At 68.8% G+C, this 25,194-nt stretch carries 26 protein-coding genes, 1 tRNA gene and 1 riboswitch; of the genes, 14 read left to right on the top strand and 13 right to left on the bottom strand.

Going from position 1 to position 25,194, the window contains the following annotated elements; all coding sequences use genetic code 11:
• Nucleotides 1-10: 10 nt before the first annotated feature.
• The 4 genes from LYSCAS_RS09005 to LYSCAS_RS08990 all read right to left on the bottom strand — a co-directional run bounded on the left by LYSCAS_RS09005 (nt 11) and on the right by LYSCAS_RS08990 (nt 3,736).
• The gene (locus tag LYSCAS_RS09005; protein WP_213433636.1) at nt 11-1,333 is read right to left on the bottom strand and encodes a sensor histidine kinase; all 1,323 of its coding nucleotides are present in this window, start codon (nt 1,331-1,333) and stop codon (nt 11-13) included.
• Nucleotides 1,320-2,003: a response regulator transcription factor gene (locus tag LYSCAS_RS09000; RefSeq protein WP_213433634.1), complete on the bottom strand. Its 684-nt coding sequence runs from the start codon at nt 2,001-2,003 to the stop codon at nt 1,320-1,322. Before LYSCAS_RS09000 ends, LYSCAS_RS09005 begins: the two co-directional genes overlap by 14 nt.
• A gap of 325 nt (nt 2,004-2,328) precedes the next feature.
• Nucleotides 2,329-3,246, bottom strand: coding sequence for a 30S ribosomal protein S6--L-glutamate ligase (rimK, locus tag LYSCAS_RS08995; protein WP_213433632.1), 918 nt, complete (start codon nt 3,244-3,246; stop codon nt 2,329-2,331).
• A gap of 10 nt (nt 3,247-3,256) precedes the next feature.
• Nucleotides 3,257-3,736, bottom strand: a complete 480-nt coding sequence (locus LYSCAS_RS08990) for an ATP-dependent zinc protease family protein (RefSeq protein ID WP_213433630.1) — start codon at nt 3,734-3,736, stop codon at nt 3,257-3,259.
• 137 nt (nt 3,737-3,873) lie between these two features.
• Here LYSCAS_RS08990 and LYSCAS_RS08985 point away from each other — a divergent pair.
• Nucleotides 3,874-3,947: transfer RNA gene (locus LYSCAS_RS08985), tRNA-Gly, on the top strand.
• Between the two features lie 72 nt (nt 3,948-4,019).
• Here LYSCAS_RS08985 and LYSCAS_RS08980 read toward each other — a convergent pair.
• Nucleotides 4,020-5,855, bottom strand: a complete 1,836-nt coding sequence (locus tag LYSCAS_RS08980; RefSeq protein WP_213433628.1) for an autotransporter domain-containing protein — start codon at nt 5,853-5,855, stop codon at nt 4,020-4,022.
• Between the two features lie 160 nt (nt 5,856-6,015).
• Here LYSCAS_RS08980 and thiS point away from each other — a divergent pair, with 160 nt between their 5' ends.
• From thiS to LYSCAS_RS08960, 4 genes are all read left to right on the top strand, one after another.
• Complete coding sequence (gene thiS / locus LYSCAS_RS08975) at nt 6,016-6,216, top strand: sulfur carrier protein ThiS (protein WP_213433626.1); 201 nt, start codon at nt 6,016-6,018, stop codon at nt 6,214-6,216.
• Between the two features lie 39 nt (nt 6,217-6,255).
• Nucleotides 6,256-6,346, bottom strand: a riboswitch (cyclic di-GMP riboswitch).
• 217 nt (nt 6,347-6,563) lie between these two features.
• Nucleotides 6,564-7,367, top strand: a complete 804-nt coding sequence (locus tag LYSCAS_RS08970) for a thiazole synthase (protein ID WP_213433624.1) — start codon at nt 6,564-6,566, stop codon at nt 7,365-7,367.
• On the top strand, nt 7,367-8,101 hold the full coding sequence (trmB, locus tag LYSCAS_RS08965; protein WP_213433622.1) for a tRNA (guanosine(46)-N7)-methyltransferase TrmB: 735 nt from the start codon (nt 7,367-7,369) through the stop codon (nt 8,099-8,101). Before LYSCAS_RS08970 ends, trmB begins: the two co-directional genes overlap by 1 nt.
• A gap of 14 nt (nt 8,102-8,115) precedes the next feature.
• Nucleotides 8,116-9,942, top strand: a complete 1,827-nt coding sequence (locus tag LYSCAS_RS08960) for an SLC13 family permease (protein ID WP_213437736.1) — start codon at nt 8,116-8,118, stop codon at nt 9,940-9,942.
• Here the strand turns inward: LYSCAS_RS08960 and LYSCAS_RS08955 are convergent.
• Entirely contained in the window at nt 9,932-10,273 is a 342-nt protein-coding gene (locus tag LYSCAS_RS08955; RefSeq protein WP_244858493.1) for a Rieske (2Fe-2S) protein, read from the bottom strand. The two genes, LYSCAS_RS08960 and LYSCAS_RS08955, sit on opposite strands and share 11 nt — an antisense overlap.
• Nucleotides 10,274-10,377: 104 nt before the next feature.
• On the opposite strand from LYSCAS_RS08955, the gene LYSCAS_RS08950 reads away from it, so the two are divergent.
• The 4 genes from LYSCAS_RS08950 to LYSCAS_RS08935 all read left to right on the top strand — a co-directional run bounded on the left by LYSCAS_RS08950 (nt 10,378) and on the right by LYSCAS_RS08935 (nt 13,298).
• The gene (locus LYSCAS_RS08950; RefSeq protein ID WP_213433618.1) at nt 10,378-10,659 is read left to right on the top strand and encodes a hypothetical protein; all 282 of its coding nucleotides are present in this window, start codon (nt 10,378-10,380) and stop codon (nt 10,657-10,659) included.
• Nucleotides 10,656-11,327 carry a fumarylacetoacetate hydrolase family protein gene (locus LYSCAS_RS08945; protein ID WP_213433616.1) on the top strand — a complete coding sequence of 224 codons (672 nt, stop codon included), beginning with the start codon at nt 10,656-10,658 and terminating at the stop codon, nt 11,325-11,327. Before LYSCAS_RS08950 ends, LYSCAS_RS08945 begins: the two co-directional genes overlap by 4 nt.
• 41 nt (nt 11,328-11,368) lie before the next feature.
• Complete coding sequence (gene mscL / locus LYSCAS_RS08940) at nt 11,369-11,773, top strand: large conductance mechanosensitive channel protein MscL (protein ID WP_213433614.1); 405 nt, start codon at nt 11,369-11,371, stop codon at nt 11,771-11,773.
• 94 nt (nt 11,774-11,867) lie between these two features.
• Nucleotides 11,868-13,298 (top strand): M28 family peptidase, encoded by a 1,431-nt coding sequence (locus tag LYSCAS_RS08935; RefSeq protein ID WP_213433612.1) that lies wholly within the window; start codon nt 11,868-11,870, stop codon nt 13,296-13,298.
• 791 nt (nt 13,299-14,089) lie between these two features.
• Here LYSCAS_RS08935 and LYSCAS_RS08930 read toward each other — a convergent pair.
• Genes LYSCAS_RS08930 through nudE form a run of 4 tightly spaced genes read right to left on the bottom strand, consistent with a single transcriptional unit; the run spans nt 14,090 to nt 16,576 of the window.
• Nucleotides 14,090-14,407 carry a DUF962 domain-containing protein gene (locus LYSCAS_RS08930; RefSeq protein ID WP_213433611.1) on the bottom strand — a complete coding sequence of 106 codons (318 nt, stop codon included), beginning with the start codon at nt 14,405-14,407 and terminating at the stop codon, nt 14,090-14,092.
• On the bottom strand, nt 14,404-15,225 hold the full coding sequence (mazG, locus tag LYSCAS_RS08925) for a nucleoside triphosphate pyrophosphohydrolase (RefSeq protein WP_244858492.1): 822 nt from the start codon (nt 15,223-15,225) through the stop codon (nt 14,404-14,406). Before mazG ends, LYSCAS_RS08930 begins: the two co-directional genes overlap by 4 nt.
• Complete coding sequence (gene cysQ, locus LYSCAS_RS08920; RefSeq protein WP_244858491.1) at nt 15,222-16,025, bottom strand: 3'(2'),5'-bisphosphate nucleotidase CysQ; 804 nt, start codon at nt 16,023-16,025, stop codon at nt 15,222-15,224. Before cysQ ends, mazG begins: the two co-directional genes overlap by 4 nt.
• A complete protein-coding gene (nudE, locus tag LYSCAS_RS08915; RefSeq protein ID WP_213433608.1) occupies nt 16,022-16,576 on the bottom strand; it encodes an ADP compounds hydrolase NudE in 555 nt (184 codons plus the stop codon). The genes cysQ and nudE overlap by 4 nt, the downstream gene beginning before the upstream one ends.
• A gap of 17 nt (nt 16,577-16,593) precedes the next feature.
• On the opposite strand from nudE, the gene bioA reads away from it, so the two are divergent.
• Both bioA and LYSCAS_RS08905 read left to right on the top strand, forming a co-directional pair.
• Nucleotides 16,594-18,000 (top strand): adenosylmethionine--8-amino-7-oxononanoate transaminase, encoded by a 1,407-nt coding sequence (gene bioA, locus LYSCAS_RS08910; RefSeq protein WP_213433606.1) that lies wholly within the window; start codon nt 16,594-16,596, stop codon nt 17,998-18,000.
• The gene (locus tag LYSCAS_RS08905) at nt 18,000-18,734 is read left to right on the top strand and encodes a 16S rRNA (uracil(1498)-N(3))-methyltransferase (protein ID WP_213433604.1); all 735 of its coding nucleotides are present in this window, start codon (nt 18,000-18,002) and stop codon (nt 18,732-18,734) included. The genes bioA and LYSCAS_RS08905 overlap by 1 nt, the downstream gene beginning before the upstream one ends.
• Nucleotides 18,735-18,742: 8 nt before the next feature.
• Here LYSCAS_RS08905 and LYSCAS_RS08900 read toward each other — a convergent pair whose 3' ends face one another.
• The 3 genes from LYSCAS_RS08900 to gap form a co-directional block, all read right to left on the bottom strand.
• Complete coding sequence (locus LYSCAS_RS08900) at nt 18,743-19,933, bottom strand: BaiN/RdsA family NAD(P)/FAD-dependent oxidoreductase (protein ID WP_213433602.1); 1,191 nt, start codon at nt 19,931-19,933, stop codon at nt 18,743-18,745.
• Nucleotides 19,934-19,992: 59 nt separating this feature from the next.
• Nucleotides 19,993-21,633, bottom strand: a complete 1,641-nt coding sequence (locus tag LYSCAS_RS08895; protein ID WP_213433600.1) for a sensor domain-containing diguanylate cyclase — start codon at nt 21,631-21,633, stop codon at nt 19,993-19,995.
• A 270-nt stretch (nt 21,634-21,903) separates the two neighbouring features.
• Nucleotides 21,904-22,908 carry a type I glyceraldehyde-3-phosphate dehydrogenase gene (gene gap / locus LYSCAS_RS08890; protein WP_213433598.1) on the bottom strand — a complete coding sequence of 335 codons (1,005 nt, stop codon included), beginning with the start codon at nt 22,906-22,908 and terminating at the stop codon, nt 21,904-21,906.
• A 63-nt stretch (nt 22,909-22,971) separates the two neighbouring features.
• Here gap and LYSCAS_RS08885 point away from each other — a divergent pair, with 63 nt between their 5' ends.
• From LYSCAS_RS08885 to LYSCAS_RS08875, 3 genes are read left to right on the top strand one after another with little or no spacing between them, the layout of a single operon-like run.
• Nucleotides 22,972-23,862: a S1/P1 nuclease gene (locus LYSCAS_RS08885; protein WP_213433596.1), complete on the top strand. Its 891-nt coding sequence runs from the start codon at nt 22,972-22,974 to the stop codon at nt 23,860-23,862.
• Nucleotides 23,863-23,871: 9 nt separating this feature from the next.
• A complete protein-coding gene (locus LYSCAS_RS08880) occupies nt 23,872-24,735 on the top strand; it encodes an MBL fold metallo-hydrolase (RefSeq protein WP_213433594.1) in 864 nt (287 codons plus the stop codon).
• A 3-nt stretch (nt 24,736-24,738) separates the two neighbouring features.
• Nucleotides 24,739-25,188 carry a molybdopterin-binding protein gene (locus LYSCAS_RS08875; RefSeq protein WP_213433592.1) on the top strand — a complete coding sequence of 150 codons (450 nt, stop codon included), beginning with the start codon at nt 24,739-24,741 and terminating at the stop codon, nt 25,186-25,188.
• Nucleotides 25,189-25,194 lie beyond the last annotated feature (6 nt).

Below are 25,194 nucleotides of genomic sequence, written 5' to 3'. Positions count from 1 at the left end.
GCAGGCTTGATCACGCGGGTTTGAACCGGAGCGTGGCGATCACGCCGCGCTCCGCGCCCGGCACCACGCGCACGTCCCAACCGTAGAGCGCGCACAGGCGGCGCACGATCGACAGGCCGATGCCCGCGCCCTGCGAATGCTCGGCGTGCGTGCCGCGATAGCCGCGTTCGAACAGGCGTGCGGCTTCTTCGGCCGTCAGGCCCGGGCCGGAGTCGATGACGTCGACCGAATCGGGCGCCATGCGCACCACCACGTCGCCTTCGTGCGTGTACTTCACCGCGTTGCCGATCAAATTGCCCAGCGCCACCGCGACGGCGGCGTCGGGCGCATCCACGATCAATCCGCCCTCGCCTTCCATGCGCAGCACCAGCGGCTTGCCGCCCAGCTGCGCGCGATGCATGTCGAGCAGTTGTTCGGCGACCTTGCCCACGTCGCAGATGCCGTGCCCGCGCTCGTTGCGCGAGAGCAGCAGCAGCGCGCTGATCAGGTCGGTGCATTGCTGTTCGGCGCGCTGGATGCGGCGCAGGCGCGCCTGCATGCGTTCGTCGAGTTCGGGCCGCGACAGCAGCAGCTCCGTCGCGCCGCGGATCACGGCCAGCGGCGTGCGCAGTTCGTGGCTGACGTCGGCGTTGAACTCGCGGTCGCGCTGCACGACTTCGGTCAGGCGCGCGGCGTAGTCGTCGAGCGCGGCGGCGAGCTGGCCCACTTCGTCGTTCGGGAAATGCGCGGCCAGCGACACGGGTTCCGCGCTGCGGCCCGAATCCTTCAGGCGATTGGCGAGCTCCGACACCGGGCTCATGACGCGCGACGCCGCCCACCAGCCGACCAGCAACGACAACAGGGTGAACACGATCACCGCGCCGTAGATCGCGCGGTTGAACTGTTCCTGCCCGCGCATCGTCTGCGTCATGTCGTAGGCGAGGAAGAACCACACCTGCGGCGTCTTGCGCACCGCGAGCTTGTAGGAGAACGGCTGGCCGGTGTCGTCGGTGCCGCTCAGGCCGTGGATGCCGTCGGGCAGTTCGTACCACTGCGGTTGCTGCTCGCGCACGCTCTCGAACTTGTCGGGCGTGAACGCGAACGCGCGGATCTGGTCGACGGGCAGGCTCGGGTTCTGCGGATCGCGCGCGTACTGCTGCGCGTAGAGATCGATGTTGCGGTTCATCAGGTCGACGACGAGCTTGTCTTCGACCTGGTTGCGCACCTTGTCCACCGAATAGGCGAACAGCGCCGTCAGCCCGAACCCGAGCAGGACGAACGACAAGATGATGCGGCTGCGGAGTTGCCGCCGGTAGCGGCGTGCAGGCCGCCGGACAGGTTCAGCTGGTGGCATCGGGTGCGGCGATCCGGTAGCCGATGCCGTGGCGCGTCTGGATCAGCGGCGTTTCGAACGGCTTGTCGACGACCGAACGCAGGCCGTGGATGTGCACGCGCAGCGAATCCGAATCGGGCAGCTCCTCGCCCCACACGCGGGTCTCGAGTTCCTGGCGCGTCACCACCGCCGGGGAGGCTTCCATCAGCGACTGCAGGATCTTCAGCGCCGTGGGATTGAGTTGCAGCAGCTTGCCTTCGCGGCGCACTTCGAGCGTGTCGAGGTTGTATTCGAGGTCCCCGACATTGAGCACGCGCGTCTGCACGCCGCGGCCGCGACGGGCCAGCGCGTTGAGGCGCACTTCCACTTCCTGCAGCGCGAAGGGCTTGATGAGGTAGTCGTCGGCGCCCGAATCGAAGCCGGCGAGCTTGTTGTCCAGCGAATCGCGCGCGGTGAGCATCAGCACCGGCGTCTGCTTGCGCGCTTCGTTGCGCAACTTGCGGCAGACCTCCAGGCCATCGAGGCCCGGCAGGCTGAGGTCGAGCACGATGGCGTCGAAGTCGTGCACCACCGCCAGGTGCAGGCCCGTGACCCCGTCGGCGGCGAAGTCGACGGTGTGGCCGCGATCCTCGAGGTAGTCGCCGAGGTTGGCGGCGATGTCCTGGTTGTCTTCGATGACGAGGATGCGCATCCGTGGGTGTCCTGCAGGAGAGGGGTGGGTTCGACCCGGGGCTCGCGCCGGGGTTCAACGCACTGAACGCGGAAGCGGCCGCTGCGATTCTGCCAGAGCGGGAAGCGACGGCGGCGTGGTGGCCCAAAAAGAACAAAGGCCCAGGCACGTTGCCCGTGCCTGGGCCAAATCAAGCCCCGATGACCGTAATCTGGCTTCGTCCGTTGCGGTTTGCCAAGCGGCCTACAGACAGATCTGCGGTAGGCGACAGGCTACGGGCCGGGCGATTAAACCCTCGTTAAAACCGGCCGCGAATTGCCGTTAAAGATTCGTTTTCCGGCCGGCCTCACGCTTGGCGCAGGAGACCCCGGCCCGCGTGCGTTGTCGGCTTTTTGCCGCCGATCGCCACGCATTCGATGATGCTCCCTGCAATATCGACGCCGCTGGCGGCCTCGATGCCTTCCAGGCCCGGGGACGCGTTGACCTCCAGGATCAGCGGCCCGCGCTGGGACCGGATCAGGTCCACGCCCGCCACCCCCAGCCCGAGGAGCTTCGCCGCCCGGATGGCGGTGTCTTCCTCGGCCGCGGTTGCAGTCACCGCCTTCGCGGTGCCGCCGCGATGCAGGTTGGAACGGAAATCGCCCTTCGGTGCCTGGCGTTTCATCGTGGCGACGACCTTGCCGCCGACGACGAAGCACCGCAGGTCCGCGCCCTTCGCTTCGGCGACGAACTCCTGCACCAGGAAGTTGGCGTACAGGCCGCGCAACGCTTCGATCACGCTGCGCGACGCCGACAGTTTTTCCGTGAGCATCACGCCCGCGCCCTGCGTGCCTTCGTTGAGCTTGATGACGTGCGGCGTGGGGCCGAGCATCGCGAGCAGGTCGCTGGTGTCGTCGGGGTTGTCGCCGAACACCGTGGCCGGCAGGCCCAGGCCCTGCGCGGCGAGCAGCTGGTGGCAGCGCAGCTTGTCGCGCGCCTTGAGGATCGAATCGGACGGATTGGGCGTGAACGTACCCATCAGTTCGAACTGCCGCAGCACCGCCGTGCCGTAGCGCGTGACCGAGGCGCCGATGCGCGGGATCACCGCGTGGTAGCCGGTGAGCGGCCGCCCCTGGTGGTGCATCGCGAAGCCGTCGGAGGCGATGCGCATGTAGCAGCGCAGGGGATCGAGGACGCGCACGCTGTGGCCACGCTCGCGCGCGGCCTCGACGAGGCGGCGCGTCGAGTAGAGCTTGCCGTTGCGCGAGAGGATCGCGAGCTTCATGCGGGGGACTTCATGGGAATGGGCGGTCCGACATCGTGGAAGGGTGCGCGGTTCCGGGGAAAGCGCGACCGTGCAGGAAAGAACGTGCCGGATCGATGACGAACGCGCGCGCCAGCGAAGTACGGCCAACCAGCATCGGGAACAGCATGCCCCGCCGGTCGGCGAGGTTGATCTCCACGATGCGTTCCACGCCGGCCAGCCGCATCGGCGTGCGCAGGAACACGCGCCGGCTGCGGTTGCCGCTGGAATCGACCACGTCGCGCTCGTCGTGCACGGGCGCGGCCGATTCGATCACCTGGTCGCCGTGCACCCCGGTGCTGATGCGGAATCCGGTCCACGGCGCGCCGCCTTCGACGAAGCGCCACTGCGCGTCGACGTGCAGGCAACTGCTGCGCGCACCGGTGTCGAGCTTGGCGCGGATCGCGCTGATGCCCAGCGCGGGCAGCGCCAGCCATTCGCGCCAACCGAGGACGACTCGCGCGGCGGCCATCGCATCTCCTGGGTGCACGGGGTGCCGGGGGAAAACGCGCGCAGGATACGCGAGCGCGTGTTGCCGGAATGAAGGCGCTGGAATCGGCCGCGGGCCGCGTTGCCAGTGGCGGGCCCGCAGCATAGACTCCGGGCCGCGCGGGTGTAGTTCAATGGTAGAACTGCAGCTTCCCAAGCTGCTAGCGTGGGTTCGATTCCCATCACCCGCTCCACCTCATCCGGAAAACAGAACGCCGGTGCCTTGCAGCACCGGCGTTCTGCATTTCAGCAGGTCAGGGCGAGGATCAGAACTTCGCGCCCACCGTGACGAACACCGTCGCGAGGTTGCCGCCTTCCTGCGCCACGTTGGCGGTGGCGCCGATGTCGGCGTCCAGGCCGTAGAACTGCGTGCGCACGCCGACGGCCACGGTGCCGTAGTCGTCGTCGAGGTTCAGGCCCGGCACGCCGTAGTCCGGCAGGCCCGGCATGGAGTTGAGGCGTGCGAACGCCTGTTCCGGCGCGTCTTCGAACTCGTGTTCCCACGACAGTCGACCGTAGGGCACCACGGTGTCCTTGATCGCGTAGCTCGCCTGCCAGCCCGCGGTGGCGATCGTGGAATCGAAGTCCTGGTCGGCGAACGACAGCGCGGTGGAATCGGTGCCGTTCTCCGAATAGCCATCGACGCTGATCTTCTGCCACAGCACGCCGATGACCGGGCCGTGCGTGAGCTTGCCTGCGTGGAAATCCCAGCCGGCGTTGGCGCCGAAGGCCCAGTTGTCGCCGGCCGGCGAACCGGAATAGCTGCGCACCGCCGGGCCGAGGTGCACGTCGCGCTGCACGTCGTAATTCAAATTGGTCCAGCTGCCCTGCGCGTTGACCCACACGTCGCCGCTGTACCACGCGAGGAACCCGCCGAGCGTGGCGTCTTCCTGCTTGAAGTCGCCGCGGTTGCCGCCGAAGTCGAAGTCCTGCTTGCCCCAGCCGGCGAACGCGCCGTACACGAGCGTGCCGCTGGTCCAGTCGACGCCGAACGTGCCCGTCGGGCCGCCGCCGGTGTAGTTGACGTCGCCGTTGAAGCGCTGGCTGTCGCCGCGCAGGTTGCCCCACCAGCGCATGCCGTCTTCGCTCGGCTTGGCCGGGAGATGCGACGCCACGATGTTGGCGCGCGCCTTGCCGACCACCGATTCGGAGTACGGGAGGATCGCGATGTCGCGCGGCGCTTCGAGCACCGAGATCGCGTACTCGCCGAGGATGCGATGCGCGGCGCCCGAGGGATGCACGCCATCGGCGAACGCGTAGCTGTTGGGCGCATCCGGCGTGACGTACGTGCCCGGGTTGCAGGTGAGCGAGTTGGCGGTGATCTGCGGCTGGCACGCGGTGCCGGTGACGTTCGAGATGCCGTACGCGCCCGGGTTGCCGACGATTTCCTGCAACAGGTGGAACGTGTCGAGCGGGATCACGCGCAGGCCCTGCGCGGCGAGGCCCGAGAACAGCGCGTTGTTGTACGTGGTGGTCAGGCCCGTCGCGGTGGCCTGCGCCACCGGACCCTGCGCGCGGAACGACGGCGTGAGGCCGAGGTCCGGCACGGTGGGCACCATGATGTAGCGCGCGCCGGCGCCCTGCAGCGTGGCGACGTTGCCGATCTGCGAGGCGACCGCCGCAGGCAGCACGGTATTGGCGGGTGCGCCGCCGGCGATGGCGAACAGATCGTTCGCGCCGCCCCACACCGTGTACAGCGCATGCGGATCGGCGACGCCGCCGGTGCGCTGCAGGTACGTGGCGATCTGCGTGTTGATGCCCGGGATCGGGCCGAGCGCGCCGGCGGAATTGGTGCCGGTGCGCGCGCCGCCGACGGAGAAGTTGAGGCCGCCCTGGTTGGCGGCGCCGGCGTTGCCGCCGTAGTAGTCGGCGAGGTATTCGGTCCACACCTGCGTGGGGTTGGTGCTGAAGCGACCGAGGATGGCGCCGTTCGGGCCCGCCGCCTGGATCAGCGCGGGGCGGAACCAGCCCGAGTCGCTGAGGCTGTCGCCGAAGTTCACGGTCTGCGTATAGGTCTGCGCGGCGGCCGGCAGCGCTGCGATCGCGAGGGCGGCGGCAAGCAGGCTGCGGACGGGCCGCATGGCCCGGTGGTTGGACTTCATCGATTGCTCCCTTGGAATGAGCCCGACCTGCCGTCCATACCGATACGGATGGCCCCGGGGGTGGCCGGATGCTTTCACGAAGCTTCGTGCGGCTCAAGCGGCGGCGCGGCACTTCGGTGGCGTGCGGCAACTTCCCGCGCACCGCGCGACAATGCGCCCCATGGAAATCCGATTGAACGGCGAGCCCCGCTCGCTCGACCCCGGCGCCTCGATCGCCGACCTGCTCGTCCTCGAAGGCCTCGCCGAGCGCCGCGTCGCCGTGGAGGTCAACGGCGACATCGTGCCGCGCGGCAAGCACGCAGCGCATGCGCTGGCCGAGGGAGATCACGTGGAAGTGGTGCACGCGCTGGGTGGCGGCTGACCTGAGGCGATAAACCGCACGATGCACCCATCGTGCGGTCACGGGAACCCGGCTGTCCGCGGCAGGGGGAATGCCGGAGGACCCGTAGCTTTGCGACCCCGGCTTTCGCGCGGGTGTGCTCTTGGCGGACCACGCGATGGGGCATCGCGCGCAGTGGCATGTCGGGGAGGACCGGTCAGGGGTGTGCCGGTGCGACGCTTCGATGCCACTCCCAACTCCTTACGGGGCATCCGTTGACTACAGGTCACCGGGTGGTCGATTCGCACGCATGATCGGCGTGAGTCGCGACCACCGGATTGCTGCGACCGACGAACGGCCGGAGCGACCGACGCGGTACCATTGCGCCCATGTCTGATCCCACCGTCCTCGCGGCCGACGACAGCCTGGTCGTCGCGGGCCGCCGTTATCGTTCACGCCTGCTCACCGGCACCGGCAAGTTCCGGGATTTCGAAGAAACCCGCCTGGCCACCGAAGCCGCGGGCGCCGAAATCGTCACCGTCGCGATCCGCCGCACCAACCTGGGCCAGTCGCCCGGCGAGCCGAACCTGCTCGACGTGCTGCCGCCCGACCGCTACACGATCCTGCCCAACACCGCCGGCTGCTACACCGCCGACGATGCGGTGCGCACGTGTCGCCTGGCGCGCGAACTGCTCGACGGCCACAAGCTCGTCAAGCTCGAAGTGCTCGGCGACCAGCGCACCTTGTATCCCGACGTCGTGCAGACGCTCGTCGCCGCCGAGCGCCTCGTCGCCGACGGCTTCGACGTCATGGTCTACACCTCCGACGATCCGATCCTCGCGCGCCGCCTGGAAGAAATCGGCTGCGTCGCGGTGATGCCGCTCGCCGCGCCGATCGGTTCGGGCCTGGGCATCCAGAACAAGTACAACCTGCTCGAGATCATCGAGAACGCGAAGGTGCCGGTGCTCGTCGATGCCGGCGTCGGCACCGCGTCCGATGCCGCGATCGCGATGGAACTGGGCTGCGACGGCGTGCTGATGAACACCGCGATCGCCGGCGCGAAGCATCCGATCCTGATGGCGCATGCGATGAAGCTGGCGGTCGAAGCCGGCCGCGCCGCGTTCCTCGCCGGGCGCATCCCGCGCAAGCGTTTCGCGTCCGCCTCGAGCCCCGTGGACGGCCTGGTCGGGTGATGTCCGACCCGACCGACAAGAAGCCCTTCACCGCCGAACCCGGCCAGCGCAAGGTCCGCAGCTTCGTGCTGCGGCAGGGGCGCTTCACGCCCGCGCAGCAGCGCGCGTTCGACGAACAGTGGCCGCGCTTCGGCCTGGATTACACCGGCGCGCCGCGCGATTTCGACGCCGCCTTCGGCCGGCATGCGCCGCGCGTGCTGGAGATCGGCTTCGGCAACGGCGAGGCCCTGCGCTTCGCCGCAGCGCAGGATCCTTCGCGCGACATCATCGGCATCGAAGTGCATGCGCCCGGCGTCGGCCGCCTGCTCAACGCGCTCGCCGCCGACGATGCACGCAACGTCCGCCTGTTCCACCACGACGCGGTGGAAGTGCTTACCCACGAGATCGCCGATGCGAGCCTGGACGAGGTGCGCATCTACTTCCCGGATCCCTGGCACAAGAAGCGCCACAACAAGCGTCGCCTGGTGAACCCCGGGTTCGCCGCGTTGCTGGTGTCGAAACTCGCGCCCGGGGGGCGCTTGCACCTCGCCACCGATTGGCAGGACTATGCCGAGCAGATGTGGGACGTGCTGGATGCCACGCCGGGCCTGGTGAATCGCGCCGGTCCCCGCGGCACCGTACCGCGGCCCGAATGGCGTCCCCAGACGCATTTCGAGACGCGCGGCCAGAAGCTCGGGCACGGCGTGTGGGACCTTCTTTACGACACGGAACGCCAAGGGGATTCGGGCGCGTGAACGACACCGCGTTGATGCTCACCACCGACATGAAGCTCGTGCTCGGGCTGGTGGGCTTCACGATGGTGATGTTCCTGTTCGAGCGCATCCGCGCCGACGTCGTTGCCCTGGTCGTCCTGGTGTTGCTGGGGCTCACCGGCGTGGTCGCGCCGGAAGACCTGTTCGGCGGCTTCTCCGGCAACGCGGTCATGAGCGTCATCGCCACGATGATCCTGGGCGCGGGCCTGGACCGCACCGGCGCGCTCAACCGCCTCGCCGGCTGGCTGCTGCGCCGCGCGCACGGCATCGAATCGCGCCTGCTGCTGTTCACCTCCGCGGTGGCCGGCCTCAACTCCTCCTTCATGCAGAACCCGTCGGTGATGGCGCTGTACCTGCCCGTCGCCTCGCGCCTGAGTTCGCGCACCGGCCTGCCCTTGTCGCGCTTCCTGTTGCCGCTGGCGATCGCCATCGTGATGGGCGGTTCGCTGACGATGGTCGGTACGTCGCCGCTGATCCTGCTCAACGACTTGCTGGTGTCGTCCAACGCCAACCTGCCCTCGGGTGCGGCCACGCTCGAACCGCTGCACATGTTCGCGCCGATGCCGATCGGCCTGGCGCTGCTGGGCGCGGGCCTGCTGTATTTCCGCTTCTTCGGCGACAAGCAGCTCGAACGCTATGACGTGGACCGCGGCGTCACGCCGGCGCGCACGCAGAGTTATTTCGCGCAGGCCTACGGCATCGAAGGCGACGTGTACGAACTCACCGTGTCGGCCGACAGCCCGCTGGTGGGCATGTCGCTCGGCGAGGCCGAAGCGCTGCGCAACGCACCGCTCCTGCTCGCGCTGAAGACCGGCAACGAATCGCGCCTGGCGCCGCCCGCCGACGCGCGCATCTGGGTCGGCAGCGTGCTCGGTGCGATGGGCGGCAAGCAGCAGGTCGCCGATTTCGCGCAGAACAATTTCCTGCGCATGAGCACGCGCCTGCGCACGTTCGGCGACCTGTTCAACCCGAGCCGCGCGGGCATCGCCGAAGCGGTGGTGCCGCCGACCTCGCAATACCTCGGCAAGTCGCAGGCCGAGCTGCAATTGCGCAAGCAGTACGGCATCAGTCTCCTCGCAGTGAACCGCGACAAGACCGTGCACCGCGAGAACGTGCGCCAGCTCGCGCTGCGCGCCGGCGACATGCTGGTGCTGCACGGCATCTGGACGGATCTTGCGCAGGCGGCCGAGAACAAGGACTTCGTGGTCGTCACCGACTACCCGAAGGGCGAGCAGCGGCCGCACAAGTTCAAGCTCGCGCTGAGCATCTTCGTGGTGACGATGCTGCTGGCGCTCTCCACGCGCATCCCGGTGTCGATCGCGCTGATGACCGGCGTGGCCGGCATGCTGGTGGCCGGCGTGCTGCACATCGACGAGGCCTACGCGGCGATCAACTGGAAGACCGTGTTCGTCATGGCCTGCCTGATCCCGCTGGGCTGGGCGATGGATTCCAGCGGCGCGGCGGCGTGGATCGCGGGGCACACCATCGAGCGCTTGCCCGAAGGCGTGCCGCTGGTATTGCTGGAAATCGCGCTGGGCCTGCTGACGACGATCTTCTCGCTGGTGATCGGCCACGTCGGCGCCACGATCGTCATGGTGCCGATGGGCATCAACCTCGCGCTGGCCGCGGGCGGCAATCCGACGGGCTTCGCGCTGATGGTGGCGTTGTCGGCGTCGAACAACTTCATGACCGCGTCCAACCCGGTGATGTCGATGATCACCGGGCCAGGTGGTTACCAGTCGAAGGACCTGTGGCGGCTCGGTGCGCCGGTGTCGTTGATCTACCTGATCGTCGTGGTGATCGCGGTCAACATCATGTTCTGAGGTAGACGGCGCCGTCGCGCACGTCGATCTCGATCGCGCGCAACGACGCACCCCGACAGGGCCCGGCGATGCATTCGCCGGCGCGCAACTCGAACGTCGCACCGTGCACCGCGCACACCAGGTGCCCTTGCTTGTCGAACAGGAACTTGCCCGGCGCCCAGTCGAGGCGACGACCGGCATGCGGGCAGACATTGAGCCAGGCGCGAATCGTCTCGCCTGCGCGGTGCAGGATCACGGACTCCGAATCGCCGTCGATCGTGGCGTCGGTTTCCACCACCGCGCCGTCGGCGAGCTGGTCCAGGTGTGCAAGCAGCAAGACAGGGTTGGCCACGGTCACGGTTTGCACGCCTCTTAACGAAGTCCTCACACGCTGCCGGAAGACCCGCCGGATACTCGCCGCCCCGGCACTGCCGCATTGTGTCACGGCCCCTGACGATGACTGCATTCGCACACCGCTTCGACTTCGCTTCCTTCCGCCACGGCTTCGCGCCGCGCAAGCCGCGCCATCCGTTGACGCGCCTGCTGGTGGGGCTGCTCGGCGTCGCCGTGCTCGTCGTGCTGGTGTTCGTGAGCGTGTTCGTCGGCATCGCGATGTTGTCGGTCGGCCTGCTGCTGCGCATGTGGAAGCGCCGCAACGATCCGCAGGTGCGCCGCGATCCGCGCGTGGTCGACGGCGAATTCGAAGTCGTGCGCAAGCACGCCCTGCCCTCGGCGTGAGCGACGTCGTCCCGGCCCCCGCGCCGGTCCGCATCCCGGTACGTGGCGGCGGCACCTTCCCGGTGCGCCGCATCTATTGCGTCGGCCGCAACTTCGCCGACCACGCCAAGGAAATGGGCGCCGCGGTGCCCGCGTCCAAGGCCGACCGCGGCACGCCCGTGTTCTTCTGCAAGCCCGCCGACGCCGTCGTCCTCGATGGCGTCGTGCCGTATCCGCCGGGCACGCACGACCTGCACCACGAAGTGGAACTCGTCGTCGCCCTCGGCGCCGACGCGCAGGTGTTCGGCTACGCCATCGGCCTGGACCTGACGCGCCGCGACCTGCAATCGGCCGCGAAGGCGAAGGGCCTGCCGTGGGATACCGGCAAGGCCTTCGACCATTCGGCGCCGGTCAGCGAGATCGTCCGCTTCGATGCGATCGGCCCCCTCGCCCCGCGCACGCTGTCGCTGGCCGTGAACGGCCAGGCCCGCCAGCGCTCCACGCTCGACCAGCTGATCTGGGACGTGCCGGACATCCTCGACGAACTCGCCAAGCTCTTCACGCTGCAGGCCGGCGACCTGGTCTTCATGGGCACGCCCGCGGGCGTGGGTCCGCTGGTCCCCGGCGATGCGTACGAGGCCCGCCTGGACGACGTGCTGCGGCTGCAGGGCCACGTCGTCCCGCGCTAACCTCCGCCGACACCGGCGTCCGCCGGCAGGAGGAAGCCAGCATGGGCATGCTCTCGGAGTTCAAGGCGTTCATCGCGCGCGGCAGCGTCGTCGACCTGGCCGTGGCCGTGGTCATCGGCGGCGCGTTCGGCAAGATCGTCACCGCCATCGTGGATGGCTTCGTGATGCCGGTCGTCTCGCTCGTCACCGGCGGCGTGAGCGTCGCCGACTGGAAATACGTGGTCACGCCCGCCACGCTCGATGCGACGGGCAAGCAAGTGGCCGCCGAAGTCGCGATCAAGTACGGCCTGCTGTTCCAGGCCGCGATCGACTTCCTGCTGATCGCCTTCGTGATCTTCCTGTTCCTCAAGGCCTACAACCGCCTGCGCGAACCCGAGGCCGCCGCGGCCACGCCGGAAGACACGCTGCTGCTGCGCGAGATCCGCGACGCCCTCAAGTCGCGCTGACGCGACCGCGCGCACACCAGCCATGACCGACGACACCCCGGCCCGCCCGGGGTGGACTGCTACGCTCGACGCCTTCGTTCAAGGGGACCCCTGCATGCGCCTGACCACCACCCTGCTCGCCCTCGCGCTCACCACCGCGCTGTCCGCCGCGCACGCGCAGGCGCCCGTCGCGGCAACGGCCACCACGCGCATCGCGCCGGCCACCGTGCAGCACGCCGAACAACTGCGCGAGCGTGCGCTCGCCGACGACACCGCATGGAAGTTCGTCGAAGGCCTGACCACGGAAGTGGGCCCGCGCCTGGCCGGCAGCGAAGCCGATGCGCGCGCGGTGAAGTGGGCCGAAGCGAAGTTCAAGGCGCTCGGGTTCGACAAGGTGTGGACCGAGCCGGTGACGTTCCCGAAGTGGGAGCGCCGCAGTGAAAGCGCTTCGGTCGTCGGCGCGTCGTCGCAGAAGCTCACGCTGACCGCGCTCGGCGGCAGCCCGGGCGGCAAGGTCGAAGCGGAAGTCGTGCGCTTCCCCGATCTCGCGTCGCTGCAGGCGGTGCCCGCCGGTTCGCTCGCGGGCAAGATCGCCTTCATCGATTACCGGATGGAACGCGCGAAGGACGGCGGCGGCTACGGCATGGGCTCGCGCGTGCGCGGCGCCGGTCCGTCGGCCGCGATCCGCGCAGGCGCGGTCGCTTACCTGATGCGTTCGGCCGGCACCGATTCGCACCGCAACCCGCATACCGGCATCACGCGCTTCGACGAAGGCCTCACGCCGATCCCGTCCGCCGCGCTCGGCGCACCCGACGCCGACCAGCTGGCGCGCCTGGTCGCGCGCGGCCCGACGCGCGTGCACGTCGAACTCGATTGCGGCTGGGACGGCACGGCCACGTCCTACAACGTGATCGGCGAAATGCGCGGCCGCAGCAAGCCCGACGAAGTGGTGTTGATCGGCGGGCACCTGGATTCGTGGGACCTCGGCACCGGCGCGATCGACGACGGCGCGGGCGTGGCCATCGCGGTCGGCGCGGCGAAGATGATCGGCACGATGAAGCAGCGCCCGGCGCGCACCATCCGCGTCGTCGCGTTCGCGAACGAAGAACAGGGCCTGCACGGCGGGCGCGCGTACAACGACAAGCACGTGGGCGACGTGCGCAAGCACCTGATCGCCGCGGAAAGCGACTTCGGCGCGGGCCGCATCTATGCGTTCAACACGAGCGCACCGGACTACGCGAAGGCCGCCGCGCAGCAGATCGCCGACGTGCTGGCGCCGCTGGGCATCGCGTACACGCCGACCGAAGGCGGCCCGGGCCCGGACATCGGCCCGTTCGCCGGCAATGGCCTGGCGTGGGGCGCGTTGCGCCAGGACGGCACGGATTACTTCGACTACCACCACACGCCGGACGACACGCTCGACAAGATCGATCCGAAGGCGCTGGCGCAGAACGTGGCCGCCTATGCGGTGTTCGCGTACATGGCGGCCGATGCGGACGGCGACTTCGGCAGCAAGCCGGGCAAGGTGGTTCCGCCGAAGGAATGACCCTGTCATCCCTGCGAAAACAGGGATCCAGAAGCGCGGTGCATCAACCGCCTCCGGCACGGCGCTCCGCCGCGATGAGGGTGATAGGTCCTTGCCCGGTGCGTTCCGCTGTCCCTGCTCCAAGCACCGGCCGTGCGCCATCCATGGCGCACTCCAAGGACCTATCACCCTCATCACGTCGAAGCGCTTCGCGACCGGAACGTTGCGACGCTGCGTAGGAGTAGCGCCTTGCACTTCGTCGGATGGTTGCTGGCGAACAGCTGCACTCGGACGGACGGCGCACTGCACGCCCAGCCAATCCCGCTCCGCTGCCTCACCATCCATGGCTGCGAGCATCGGCGCCGTCCATCCATGGACGGCTGCGCGGGATTGGCTCGGCGTGCGGTGCGCCTCACCGAACCTTTGCTTTCTGCAATTTCCTTCTGCGAGAGCAGAAGCGCGGTGCCGCCGCTTTCCTTCCTAATGTGTGGAAGGCACAGACTTGGACTGGCGCATCGCTTGCCAGAGAGCAGTGAGGCATTTCAGATGCGAGGGCTCGAGGTGGGCGAGCGCCTCCAACCGGAGAAGGTGGGTTCGCCAGCGGCTGTCCGACGCGGTGCGGGGAACTACTACGACGTGTTGGCGAAAACCAGTCCGCGACGAGATCCGACGCGGCACGTCGCGTGTCTCTTTTTCGCTGTGGCAGCGGAAAAGAGACACGCGATGGGACGTGGCGGAGCGCCCTGATGGGTGTCCCCGCCTTCGCGGGGACAACTGAAACCTGGATCCCTGGTTTCGCAGGGATGACACGCTCAGAGCTTGACGCGGCCCCGCAGGACGTCGGCGAACATCACCCAGTCGCCGACGAACGAATACAGCGGATGCTTGAATGTCGCGGGCCGGTTGTGTTCGAAGAAGAAGTGGCCAACCCACGCGAAGCCATACCCGCACGCCAGCGCGCCCAGCAACCACCACGCGTTGCCGCGCACGACGGCCGTGGCCACCAACGCCAGCACGCCCAGGCTGCCGACGAAGTGCAGCCTGCGGCACACCACGTTGGCGTGTTCGCCGAGATAGAACGGATAGAACTCGCGGAAGCTCGCGAAGCGGCGCGGGGTTTCGGACGTCATCCCTTCTCCTCCGCCTTCGCGCGGTTCCAGTAAGCGTCCTGCGCGTCCAGCGACAGCGACGCCAGCGACACGCCTTCCGCCGCCGCCAGCGTTTCCATCCGGCGGAAGCGGCGTTCGAACTTGAGGTTCGCGCGCCGCAACGCGTTGCCGACGTCCACCTTCGCGTGCCGCGCCAGGTTGGCGCAGACGAACAGCAGGTCGCCGATTTCGTCCTCGAGGCGATGCTGCGCGGCGGAATCGCCCGCGTCGGCCGCCACGGCCGCGAACTCCGCGCGCACCTCGTCGATTTCCTCGTGCAGCTTCTCGATCACGGGCGCGGGGCCCGGCCAGTCGAAGCCGATCTTCGCGGCCTTGTGCTGCAGCTTCACCGCGCGCTGCCATTCCGGCATGCCACGCGCGATGCCGGCGAGTGCGGACGTGTCTTCGTGCCCGGCCGCATCGCGCTCGCGCCGCTTGTGTTCTTCCCACGCGACGGTCTGCGCGGTGGCATCGCCGACCTGCGCATCGCCGAACACGTGCGGATGCCGCCGCACCATCTTGTCGCAGATGGCCGCGATCACGCCGCTGAAATCGAACGCGCCCTGCTCTTCGGCCATGCGCGCGTGGAAGACAACTTGCAGCAGCAGGTCGCCGAGTTCGTCGCGCAGGCCCGGAAGGTCGTGGCGGTCGATCGCATCGGCGACTTCGTACGCCTCTTCGATCGTGTACGGCGCGATCGTGGCGAAGGTCTGTTCGATGTCCCACGGGCAACCGCCGTCGCGATCGCGCAGCTTCGCCATGATCGCGAGCAGATCGTGGATGGTCGGTGCGTCGCTCATGCGCCGCCCATCCAGTCGCGCCACGGCAGCGCGGGATCGCCGAGCGCCATGAAATCCCCGTTGAGCAGCGTGTCGCGCTGGTTGTAGCGCATCGGCCGGCCTTTCGAATCGAGCACGCAGCCACCGGCCGCTTCCAGCACGGCTTGCCCTGCCGCCGTGTCCCACTCGTTTGTGGGCCCGAAGCGCGGATACACGTCCATCCCGCCTTCGGCGAGCCTGCAGAACTTCAACGACGAGCCCAGGCCAATCGGTTCCACTTCGCCCATGCGCGCGATGAAGTCTTCGGTGCGCGTATCGCGATGCGAACGGCTCGCTGCCACGCGCAACGGCGCCGTTGCCGGACGCCGCGACTGGATGACGACTTCGCCATCGGCGTCGCGCCGCAACGCGGGCCCGCCGCGCGTGCCATGCCACAACTGCCCCGTCACCGGCGCCTGCACGACGCCGAAGATCACTTCGCCGTCTTCGATCAACGCCAGGTTCACGGTGAATTCGCCGTTGCGCTTCACGAACTCGCGCGTGCCATCCAGCGGATCGACCAGCCACAGCCGGCGCCAGTCGCGGCGCACGTTCCAGGGCGTGTCTTCGGCGGCTTCCTCGGACAGCACGGGGATGTCGGGCGTGAGGCGTTCGAGGCCTTCCACCAGGATGCGGTGCGCCGCGAGGTCCGCGGCGGTCAGCGGGCTTGCGTCCGCCTTGCGCTCCACTTCGAACGCGTGTTCGTAGATGGCGAGGATGGCGTCGGCAGCGGCATGCGCCAGCACGATCGCGCCTTCGCGCAGGGTGTCGTCGATCTTCACGTGCGGGGTTCCTTGCGCAGCCATTCGCGCACCATGAACAGCGCGGCGATCGAGCGTCCTTCCGAAAAATCCTCGCGCAGGATCAACTCGTCCAGCGCGTCCAGTTTCCACGGCACCACTTCGAGCTCTTCCGGTTCATCGCCGGCCAGGCGCTCCGGGTACAGGTCGCGCGCGAGCACGAGGTGCGTCTGGTGGCTCATGTACGTGGGCGCGATGGTGAGGCTGCGCAGCACCTGCAGCGAATGCGCGCCGTAGCCGATCTCTTCCTTCAGCTCGCGGTTGGCGGCCTCGATGGGCGTCTCGCCGGCATCGATGCGGCCCTTCACGAGGCCCAGTTCGTAGCGATGCACGCCCGCGGCGTACTCGTGCACGAGCAGCGCGGTGTCGGCATCGATCATGGGCACCACGATCACAGCGCCATGGCCGCGGCCGTGCAGGCGCTCGTAGCGGCGGCGTTCGCCGTTGCCGAACTCCAGGTCGAGGCGCTCCATGCGCCAGGGGCCGGCGTCGTGTTCGGTGATGCCGTGGATGGTGGGGAGGCGGCGTGTCATCGGCGGGTCGCGCCATAATGGCGCGCATGGACCAGGGTCATGAGCAAGGGATCATAACGGACGCCCGTTGGCGGGCGCGCGACCTGGCGGTGCTGTGGCACCCGTGCACGCAGATGCGCGAGCACCCCGACATCCTCCCGCTGGTGCCCATCGCGCGCGGCGAAGGCGCGTGGCTCATCGGCCACGACGGCCGCCGGTACCTCGACGCGGTGTCGAGCTGGTGGACCAACCTGTTCGGCCACGCCGAACCGCGCATCGCGCAGGCCATCGCCGCGCAGGCCGGGACGCTGGAACAGGTGATCCTCGCGGGCTTCTCGCATGCGCCGGCGGTCGAGCTGGCCGAGCGGTTGCTGGCGATCGCGCCGCGGCAAGCCGGCCGTGCGCCGCTGGCCAAGGTGTTCTATGCCGACAACGGCTCGGCCGGCGTGGAAGTGGCGCTGAAGATGGCGTTCCACTGGTTCCGCAACCGGGGCGAGGACAAGCGCACGAAGTTCGTGGCGCTGGAGAACGGTTACCACGGCGAAACGATCGGCGCGTTGTCGGTCGGTGACATTCCGCTGTATCGGCGCGTGTATGCACCGTTGCTGGCGGAAGGGATGTTCGCGCCTTCGCCGGATGCGTACATGGCGCGCGACGGCGAGACGGCGCGCGATTGCGCGGAACGTGCGGCGCTCGGCTTGCAGGCGGTGTTCGAAGCGCATCCCGGCGAGATCTGCGCGCTGATCCTGGAACCGCGCGTGCAATGCGCCGGCGGCATGCGCATGCACGATCCGCATTACCTCGCGCGCGCGCGCGAGCTGTGCGATGCGCACGGCGTGTTCCTGATCGCGGACGAGATCGCGGTGGGCTTCGGGCGCACCGGGACGCGCTTCGCGTGCGAACAGGCCGCGATCCAGCCGGACCTGATGTGCCTGTCGAAGGGCTTGACCGGCGGCTTCCTGCCGCTCGCCGCGGTGCTGGCCACGCAGGCGATCTACGACGGCTTCCTCGACGATTCGCGCGAGCGCGCGTTCCTGCATTCGCACAGCTACACCGGCAATCCGCTGGCGTGCGCGGCGGCGTTGCGATCGCTTTCGATCTTCGACGAAGACGACATCCTGGCGCGCAACGTGCGGACCGCAGCGCGGATGTCGGAACTCGCGGCAATCATCGGCGAGATGCCCCACGTCGCCGATGTGCGGCAGGCCGGAATGATCGTCGCGTTCGAACTCACGCGCGGCGGCGACCGTGCGACGCCGTTCGCGGCCGCATCGCGCGTCGGCCTGAAGGCCTATCGCGCGGCGCTGGAAGGAGGCGTCGTGCTCCGGCCGCTCGGCGACATCCTGTACTGGATGCCGCCGTATTGCGTCGACGACGACCAGTTGCGCCTGCTCGCGGAGACCACGCAGGCCGCCATTCTCGACGCCACCCGGGATGCCGCCTGATGCGCACGACGCGCGTGTTCGTCGATCTTCCCCTCGCTGCGGGCGTGCGCGTGGCGTTGCCGGACGACGCCGCCAACCACCTCGTGCGCGTGCTGCGCATGCAGGAAGGCGATGCGTGCGTCCTGTTCAATGGCGACGGGCGCGAATTCCCCGCCACGTTGCTGGCCGCGAACAAGCGCGGCGTGGAAGCCGAAGTCGGCGCGCCGCGCGACGTCGGGAACGAATCCCCGCTGCGGCTGGCGCTCGTGCAGGGCATCGCGCGCGGCGAAAAGATGGACCTGATCCTGCAGAAGGCCACCGAACTCGGCATCGCCGCCGTGCACCCCGTGCAGAGCGACCGCAGCGAAGTGAAGCTGGACGCCGAGCGCGCCGCCAAGCGCCTCGCGCATTGGCGCTGCGTGGTGGTGAGTGCGTGCGAACAGAGCGGGCGGGCGCGGGTGCCGGAGGTGTTCGCAGCGCAGCCGTTGCAGGCGGCGCTCACCGGGCTCGATGCGCAGGCGGCGAAGTTCCTGCTGGATCCGGAAGCGACGACGTCGATTGCGACGATCGAAGCGCTGCGTGGCGACGTGGTGCTGGCGATCGGGCCGGAAGGTGGATGGAGCGATCGCGATCGGCAAGCGCTGCACGGGGCGGGGTTCGTCGGTTTGCGACTGGGTCCGCGCATCCTGCGGACGGAAACGGCGGGCCTTGCCGCGATCGCCGCGATGCAGGCCAGGTTCGGCGATCTGCGCTAACGCCGCGCCTACACCGCGTTGCCTGCCGCGGTCCCCGACGCCCACGCCCACTGGAAGTTGTAACCACCCAGCCACCCGGTCACGTCGACCACCTCGCCGATGAAATACAACCCGGGCACGCGCCGGGACTGCATCGTGCTGGACGACAATTCATCCGTATCGACACCACCCAGGGTCACTTCGGCCGTGCGATACCCCTCGGTCCCGCTTGCCACCAGCGCCCAGTCACTGAGCACCTGGGCAATCTCGCGCAACTGCGGCGCATTGAATTGCTTCATCGGGCGATTCGGCAACCAGTGCTCGCACAGGCGTTGCGCGAAACGCTTCGGCATCACGTCGCCGAGCACGGTCTTCAGTTCCGCGGCCGGGCGCTCGCGCTGCCATTCCTGCAGCGCCTCCAGTGCGTCGCGGCCCGGCAACAGGTCCAGGCGCAATTCGTCGCCCGGCTGCCAGAACGACGAGACCTGCAGGATCGCCGGCCCGCTGATGCCGCGATGCGTGACCAGCATGTAATTACTGAAGCTGGCGCCGTTGCATTGCGCGGTGACCGGCAGCGCCACGCCGCTGAGATCCGCGAGGCGTTCCTGGTGCTTGCCGCTGAGCGTCAGCGGCACGAGCCCAGCGCGCGTGGGCAGCACCGCGTGGCCGAACTGCCGCGCGAGTTCATAGCCGAACCCCGTCGCGCCCATGCTCGGGATCGACAAGCCGCCGCACGCGACCACCAACGCTGGCGCGGAGAAATTCCCGTGCGTGGTGTGCACGCGGAATCGCGCCTCGTCGCTGTCGCCGTGACTGACGCGTTCGATGCTGCAACTGGTCTCCACCCGCACGCCGGCCGCGTCGCATTCGTCCAGCAGCATCTTCACGATGAGCTTGGACGAGACATCGCAGAACAGCTGGCCCAGTTCCTTCTCGTGGTAGGCGATGCCGTGCCGCTCGACCAGGTCGATGAAGTGCCGCGGCGTGTAGCGTGCCAGCGCCGACTTGCAGAAGTGCGGATTGGCCGACAGGTAGTGGGCGGGCGTGGCGCCGGTGTTGGTGAAATTGCAGCGCCCCCCGCCCGACATCAGGATCTTCTTGCCGACGCGGTTGGCGTGTTCGACGAGCAACACGCGTTTGCCGCGCTGCCCCGCGGTCAGCGCGCACATCAGGCCGGCGGCGCCGCCGCCGAGGACGATGGTGTCGTAGTGGCCGCTCATGGGGTCGGCGCGCGTCGTGTCATTTGCGCGAGTCTAACCGCCAGGCGTGCTGCACCACCTCACAACGAAACTCGGTTCCGCCCCGCATTCTTCGCGCGATACAGCGCCGCATCCGCGCGCGACAGCATCACCTCGGGGTCGTCGCCGTCCTCGGCGAGGTTGGTCGCCACGCCGATGCTCACCGTCAGCACGCCGCTCGGCGAACCGGCGTGCGCGATGTCGGCGTGCAGCACGCTGGCGCAGATGCGCTCGCCGACGCGCATCGCCTGTTCCAGCGTGGTGTCGGGCAGGAACACGATGAATTCTTCGCCGCCGGGGCGCACCACGACGTCTTCGCGGTGGTACAGCGCCGAACGCACCGCGCCGGCGAAACGCTTCAGCGCCTGGTCGCCACGCGGGTGGCCGTAGCGGTCGTTGTAGGACTTGAAGTAGTCGATGTCGAGCGCGAGCGCCGAGAGCAGCGTGCCGTTCTCGCGCGCGTCGCGCCACAGCACGGCGGCCACTTCGCGGAAGCCGCGGTAGTTGAGGCAGCCGGTGAGCGCGTCGGTGCGGCTCAGGCGATCGAGCTCCGACACCGCGTTGCGCAATTCCTGCGTGCGCTGCGCGATCTCGCGCTCGCGCGCGCCGACTTCCTGTTCCAGCGAGGCGCGCAGCTTGCGTTGTTCTTCCAGGCTGCGGCTGGTCAGCGAGTACGCATCGGACAGGCGCACGGTGAGCTGGTTCATCGCATCGGCCAGCGGCACGAGTTCCTGCGGCATCGAATCCGGCGAAATCGGCGCGGATGCATGGTCCAGCGCGAACCGCTGCATCTGCACGAGCAGCTTGTGCACGCTCATCGACAGGCGGCGCATCTGCCACCACGCAATGCCGAGCACGCCGGCCGCCACGGTGACCAGCAGGCCGAGCATCATCCCGATCGAGCGCCACAACTGGGCGTCCAGCGTGTCCTTCGGCAGCAGCACGTAGAGGTGCCAGCCGACCTGCAGCGGCACGGCGACGGCGTAGGCATCCGCGTCGTCGCGCAGCACGCCGGGGATGCGCTGCATGCCGTTGGCGGCATCGCCCACGCCCGCGAGCACGCGCCCGGGTGCGGACGCATCCAGCGCGCCGGTGGCGGCGACGCCCACGCCATCGCTGGCATAGGCGAGTTGCCCGCGACGGTCGACGAGCAGCGTTTCGAACCCGTGGCCCTGCAGCCAGGCCGCGCGCGCCGCGACGAACGCGGCCACCGGCATCGCCCCATCCACTACGCCGGCGAAGCGGCCGCCCACGCGCAGCGGCGCACCGACGCAGGCGCGCGCGGCCTCGCCGGGCGCGTTGTACACATCGGAGACGACGGCGCGATCGGCCACTTGCGTGGCGAGGAAGCACGGCGACGGCGCCACGCCGCTGTCGGATTCCACGCCCGGGTCGGCGGCGACCAGCACGCCGCGCGCATCGAACACGCGCAACGCGGCGAAGGCGGGGTAATGCGCGCGCAGGCGGCGCAGGTCTTCGGTCCAGCGCGCGCGGTCGGTGATGGTGCGTTCGCTGGTGCGGCGTTCGGCGATCACCGAGGTGACGGCGCCCTGCACGCGGAGGAAGTCATCGAGGTCGCTGCCCGCGGCTTCGGCCACGGCATGCAGCTGCGCGGCGGCGTTGGTGCGCTGGGTGTTGGCCTGGGCCCAGGCCAGGAGGGCGCAGAGGATCAGCGCGGGCAACACGACGGCGACGACAAGCAGGCGCGCAAAGTCGCGCCGCAGTGCCCAGTCAGGACCTGCCGACCGGATACCGATTGAGACCGCCGCCGCCATGTCCCGCAAGCTACCGGGGTGACCGCAAGCGGGCAACCGGAAAACGGTCGCAGTCGGTGGCACTGCGTCCCAAAAACAGACAGCCCCGCCAAAGCGGGGCTGCCGTGAAGACCCGGGCGTGACCCCGTCCGCAGCTTGTGCGCGGGACGGGGCGGCCTTCGCCGGGATGGGGCCGCCTTACTTGCCGGCGATGACCTTGACCATTTCGAGGCACTTGTTCGAGTAGCCCCACTCGTTGTCGTACCAGCTGACCACCTTGATGAAGGTGGGGTCGAGCGCGATGCCGGCGTCGGCGTCGAAGATCGAGGTGCGCGCATCGCCGCGGAAATCGGTGGCGACCACCTTGTCCTCGGTGTAGCCCAGCACGCCCTTCAACGCGCCCTGCGCCTGCGCCTTCATTTCCGCGCAGATCTCCGCGTACGTGGCCGGCTTCTCGAGTTCGACGGTGAGGTCGACCACCGAGACGTCCGAGGTGGGCACGCGGAACGACATGCCGGTGAGCTTCTTGTTCAATTCCGGGATCACCACGCCGACGGCCTTCGCCGCGCCCGTGCTGGACGGGATGATGTTCTCGAGGATGCCGCGGCCGCCGCGCCAGTCCTTGTTGGACGGACCGTCGACGGTCTTCTGCGTGGCGGTGGCCGCATGCACGGTGGTCATCAGGCCGCGCTTGATGCCCCACTTGTCGTGCAGGACCTTGGCGATCGGCGCCAGGCAGTTGGTGGTGCACGAGGCGTTGGAAACGATGGCCTCGCCCTTGTACGACGCGTGGTTGACGCCGTAGACGAACATCGGCGTGTCGTCCTTCGACGGCGCCGACAGCAGCACCTTCTTCGCGCCCGCATCCAGGTGCTTCTGCGCGGTGGCCTTGTCGAGGAACAGGCCGGTGGACTCGATGACGATGTCCGCGCCCACCTCGTTCCACTTCAGGTTGGCCGGATCGCGTTCCTGGGTCAGGCGGATCGTCTTGCCGTTGACCACCAGCGCGCCGTCGACGACGGCGACGTCGCCGTCGAAGCGGCCGTGCACGGAGTCGTAGCGGAGCATGTAGGCGAGGTAGTCGGGTTCCAGCAGATCGTTGATCGCCACGATCTCGATGCTGTCGCCGAAATTCTGCACGGCGGCGCGCAGCACGTTGCGGCCGATGCGGCCGAAGCCGTTGATGCCAACCTTGATCGCCATGGGGACTCCTGAGGGAACGAAAGCCCGGTATTTTAGCGGCACGCCCACCCCCAGACGACCGCGATGCCGACGATGCCCCGCCTGTTCGCCCTTTCCGCCGCCCTCGCCGCCCTGCTCGCGGCCCCCGCGGCCCAGGCCTGGAGCGCCCTGGGGCACCGGATGGTCGGTGCGCTGGCCGAGCGGCACCTCAACCCGGAGGCCGAAGCGCAGGTGAAACTGCTGCTGGCCGGCGAACCCGACCCCACCCTTGCCGGCGTGGCCACCTGGGCCGACGACCTGCGCAACACGGACGCCGACCGCTTCAAGGCCACCTCGCGCCAGCACTACGTGAACACCACCGACGGCACCTGCCACGTCGTGATGGAACGCGACTGTCCGGACGGCCAGTGCGTGATCGGCGCCATCGACACCCAGCGCGCGATCCTCGCCGACCGCACCCGGCCGATCGCCGCCCGCCGCGATGCGCTGAAGTTCCTGGTCCATTACGTCGGCGACGCGCACCAGCCGATGCACGCCAACAACCATCCCGACAAGGGCGGCAACGACTACCAGATCAGCCTGCGCACGAAGCTGGAACCCGAGGCCTACGCGAAGAAGAACTACGTGGACGGCGTGATGGGCACCAACCTGCATTCGGTCTGGGACTACTACATCCTCGGCGAGGTGGGCGTCGACAAGCCGGGCCATCCGGGCCTCGGGTTGAAGGGCTACACCGACAAGCTCGATGCCTTCCCGTGGCCGCCGGAATCCGGCGCGGTCAGCGATCCCAAGGCCTGGGCCGGCGAGTCCTGCCGCCTCGTCGATGCGCGTTCGCTGTATCCGGAAGGCCACGTGCTCGATCGCACGTACCTCGATGCCATGCGTCCGCTCGCCGAACAGCGCGTCCGCCAGGCCGCGTGGCGGCTGGCGAAGCTGCTCGACGACACGCTGGGCAGCCCCGCGCCCCAACCCTGAGGATTCGCCATGCGACCCGACGTCACCGGCTTCCACGATCCCGCCACGGGCACCTGGAGCTACGTCGTCGTGGACCCTGCGACGCGCGAGGCCGCGATCCTCGATCCCGTGCTGGATTTCGACAGCAAGTCGGCGCGCACCACGCACGCGTCGGCGCAACGGTTGGTGGATCACGTCCGCGCCAACGCCCTGCAGGTGCGCTGGCTGCTGGAAACGCACGCGCACGCCGACCACCTGAGCGCGGCGCAATGGTTGCGCGCCATCTTCCCGGAGGCGCGCGTCGCGATGGGCAGCGGGATCCGGCAGACACAACGCAGCTTCGCGCCGGTGTTCGAATTCGGCGCGGACGTGCCGACCGATGGCTCGCAGTTCGACCAGTTGTTCGAGGCCGGCGACCACGTCGCGATCGGGCGCATCGAAGCCGAAGTCATCGCGGCACCGGGGCACACCGCCGATTGCGTCGCGTACCTCGTCGGCGATGCGCTGTTCTGCGGCGACACCTTGTTCATGCCCGACGCCGGCACCGCGCGAACGGATTTCCCGAACGCCGATGCGGCGACGCTGTACCGCACCATCCAGCGCTTCTACGAATTGCCCGACGCAACCCGCGTGTTCGTCTGCCACGACTACGGCCCCGATGGCCGCGCGATCGCGGGCGAAACCACCATCGGCGCGCAGAAGCGCGAGAACATCCACCTGCGCGCGGACACGACGGAAGCCGACTTCGTCGCGATGCGCCAGGCGCGCGACGCCACGTTGCCGATGCCGGCATTGATCCTGCCGTCGCTGCAGGTCAACCTCCGCGCCGGACACCTGCCGCCGCCGTCGGCGAACGGCACGCGCTACCTGCGCATTCCCCTCGACCGGATCTGATCCATGCGACTTGCTTGCCTGTGCCTTGCGTTGACGACCAGCGGTGTCGCCTTCGCGGCCGATTCCACGAACGTGCCCCTCGATGCAACCACGCTCGCGACGCTGCCGCGCAAGCCCGTCGAAGCGCAGGTGCATGACGTCGCGCTGCATTGCGAAGGCGTCGCGTTGCGCGACGTGTTGCGCAAGGCGGGCGCGATGTCGGCCGAGCCGTCGCGTGGGAAGGACCTGTCACGCGTGGTGACGGTGCGCGCGCGCGACGGTTATCGCGTCGTGTTCTCCCTCGCCGAACTCGATGCCACGCTGGGCGATCGCGCGGTGTTCGTCGTCGATCGCTGCGGCGGGAAGCCGCTCGACGCCAAGGACGGGCCGCTGCGATTGCTCGTGCCCGCCGACAAGCGTCCGGCACGCGCCGTGCGCCAGGTCGAGACGATCACCGTCGGAGCTGCATCGTGACGCGGC

Source organism: Noviluteimonas caseinilytica, from assembly GCF_018406605.1.
Taxonomy (GTDB): domain Bacteria; phylum Pseudomonadota; class Gammaproteobacteria; order Xanthomonadales; family Xanthomonadaceae; genus Noviluteimonas; species Noviluteimonas caseinilytica.
Note: the sequence above shows the minus strand (reverse complement) of the source record. Positions and strands in the feature narration are given on the sequence as shown.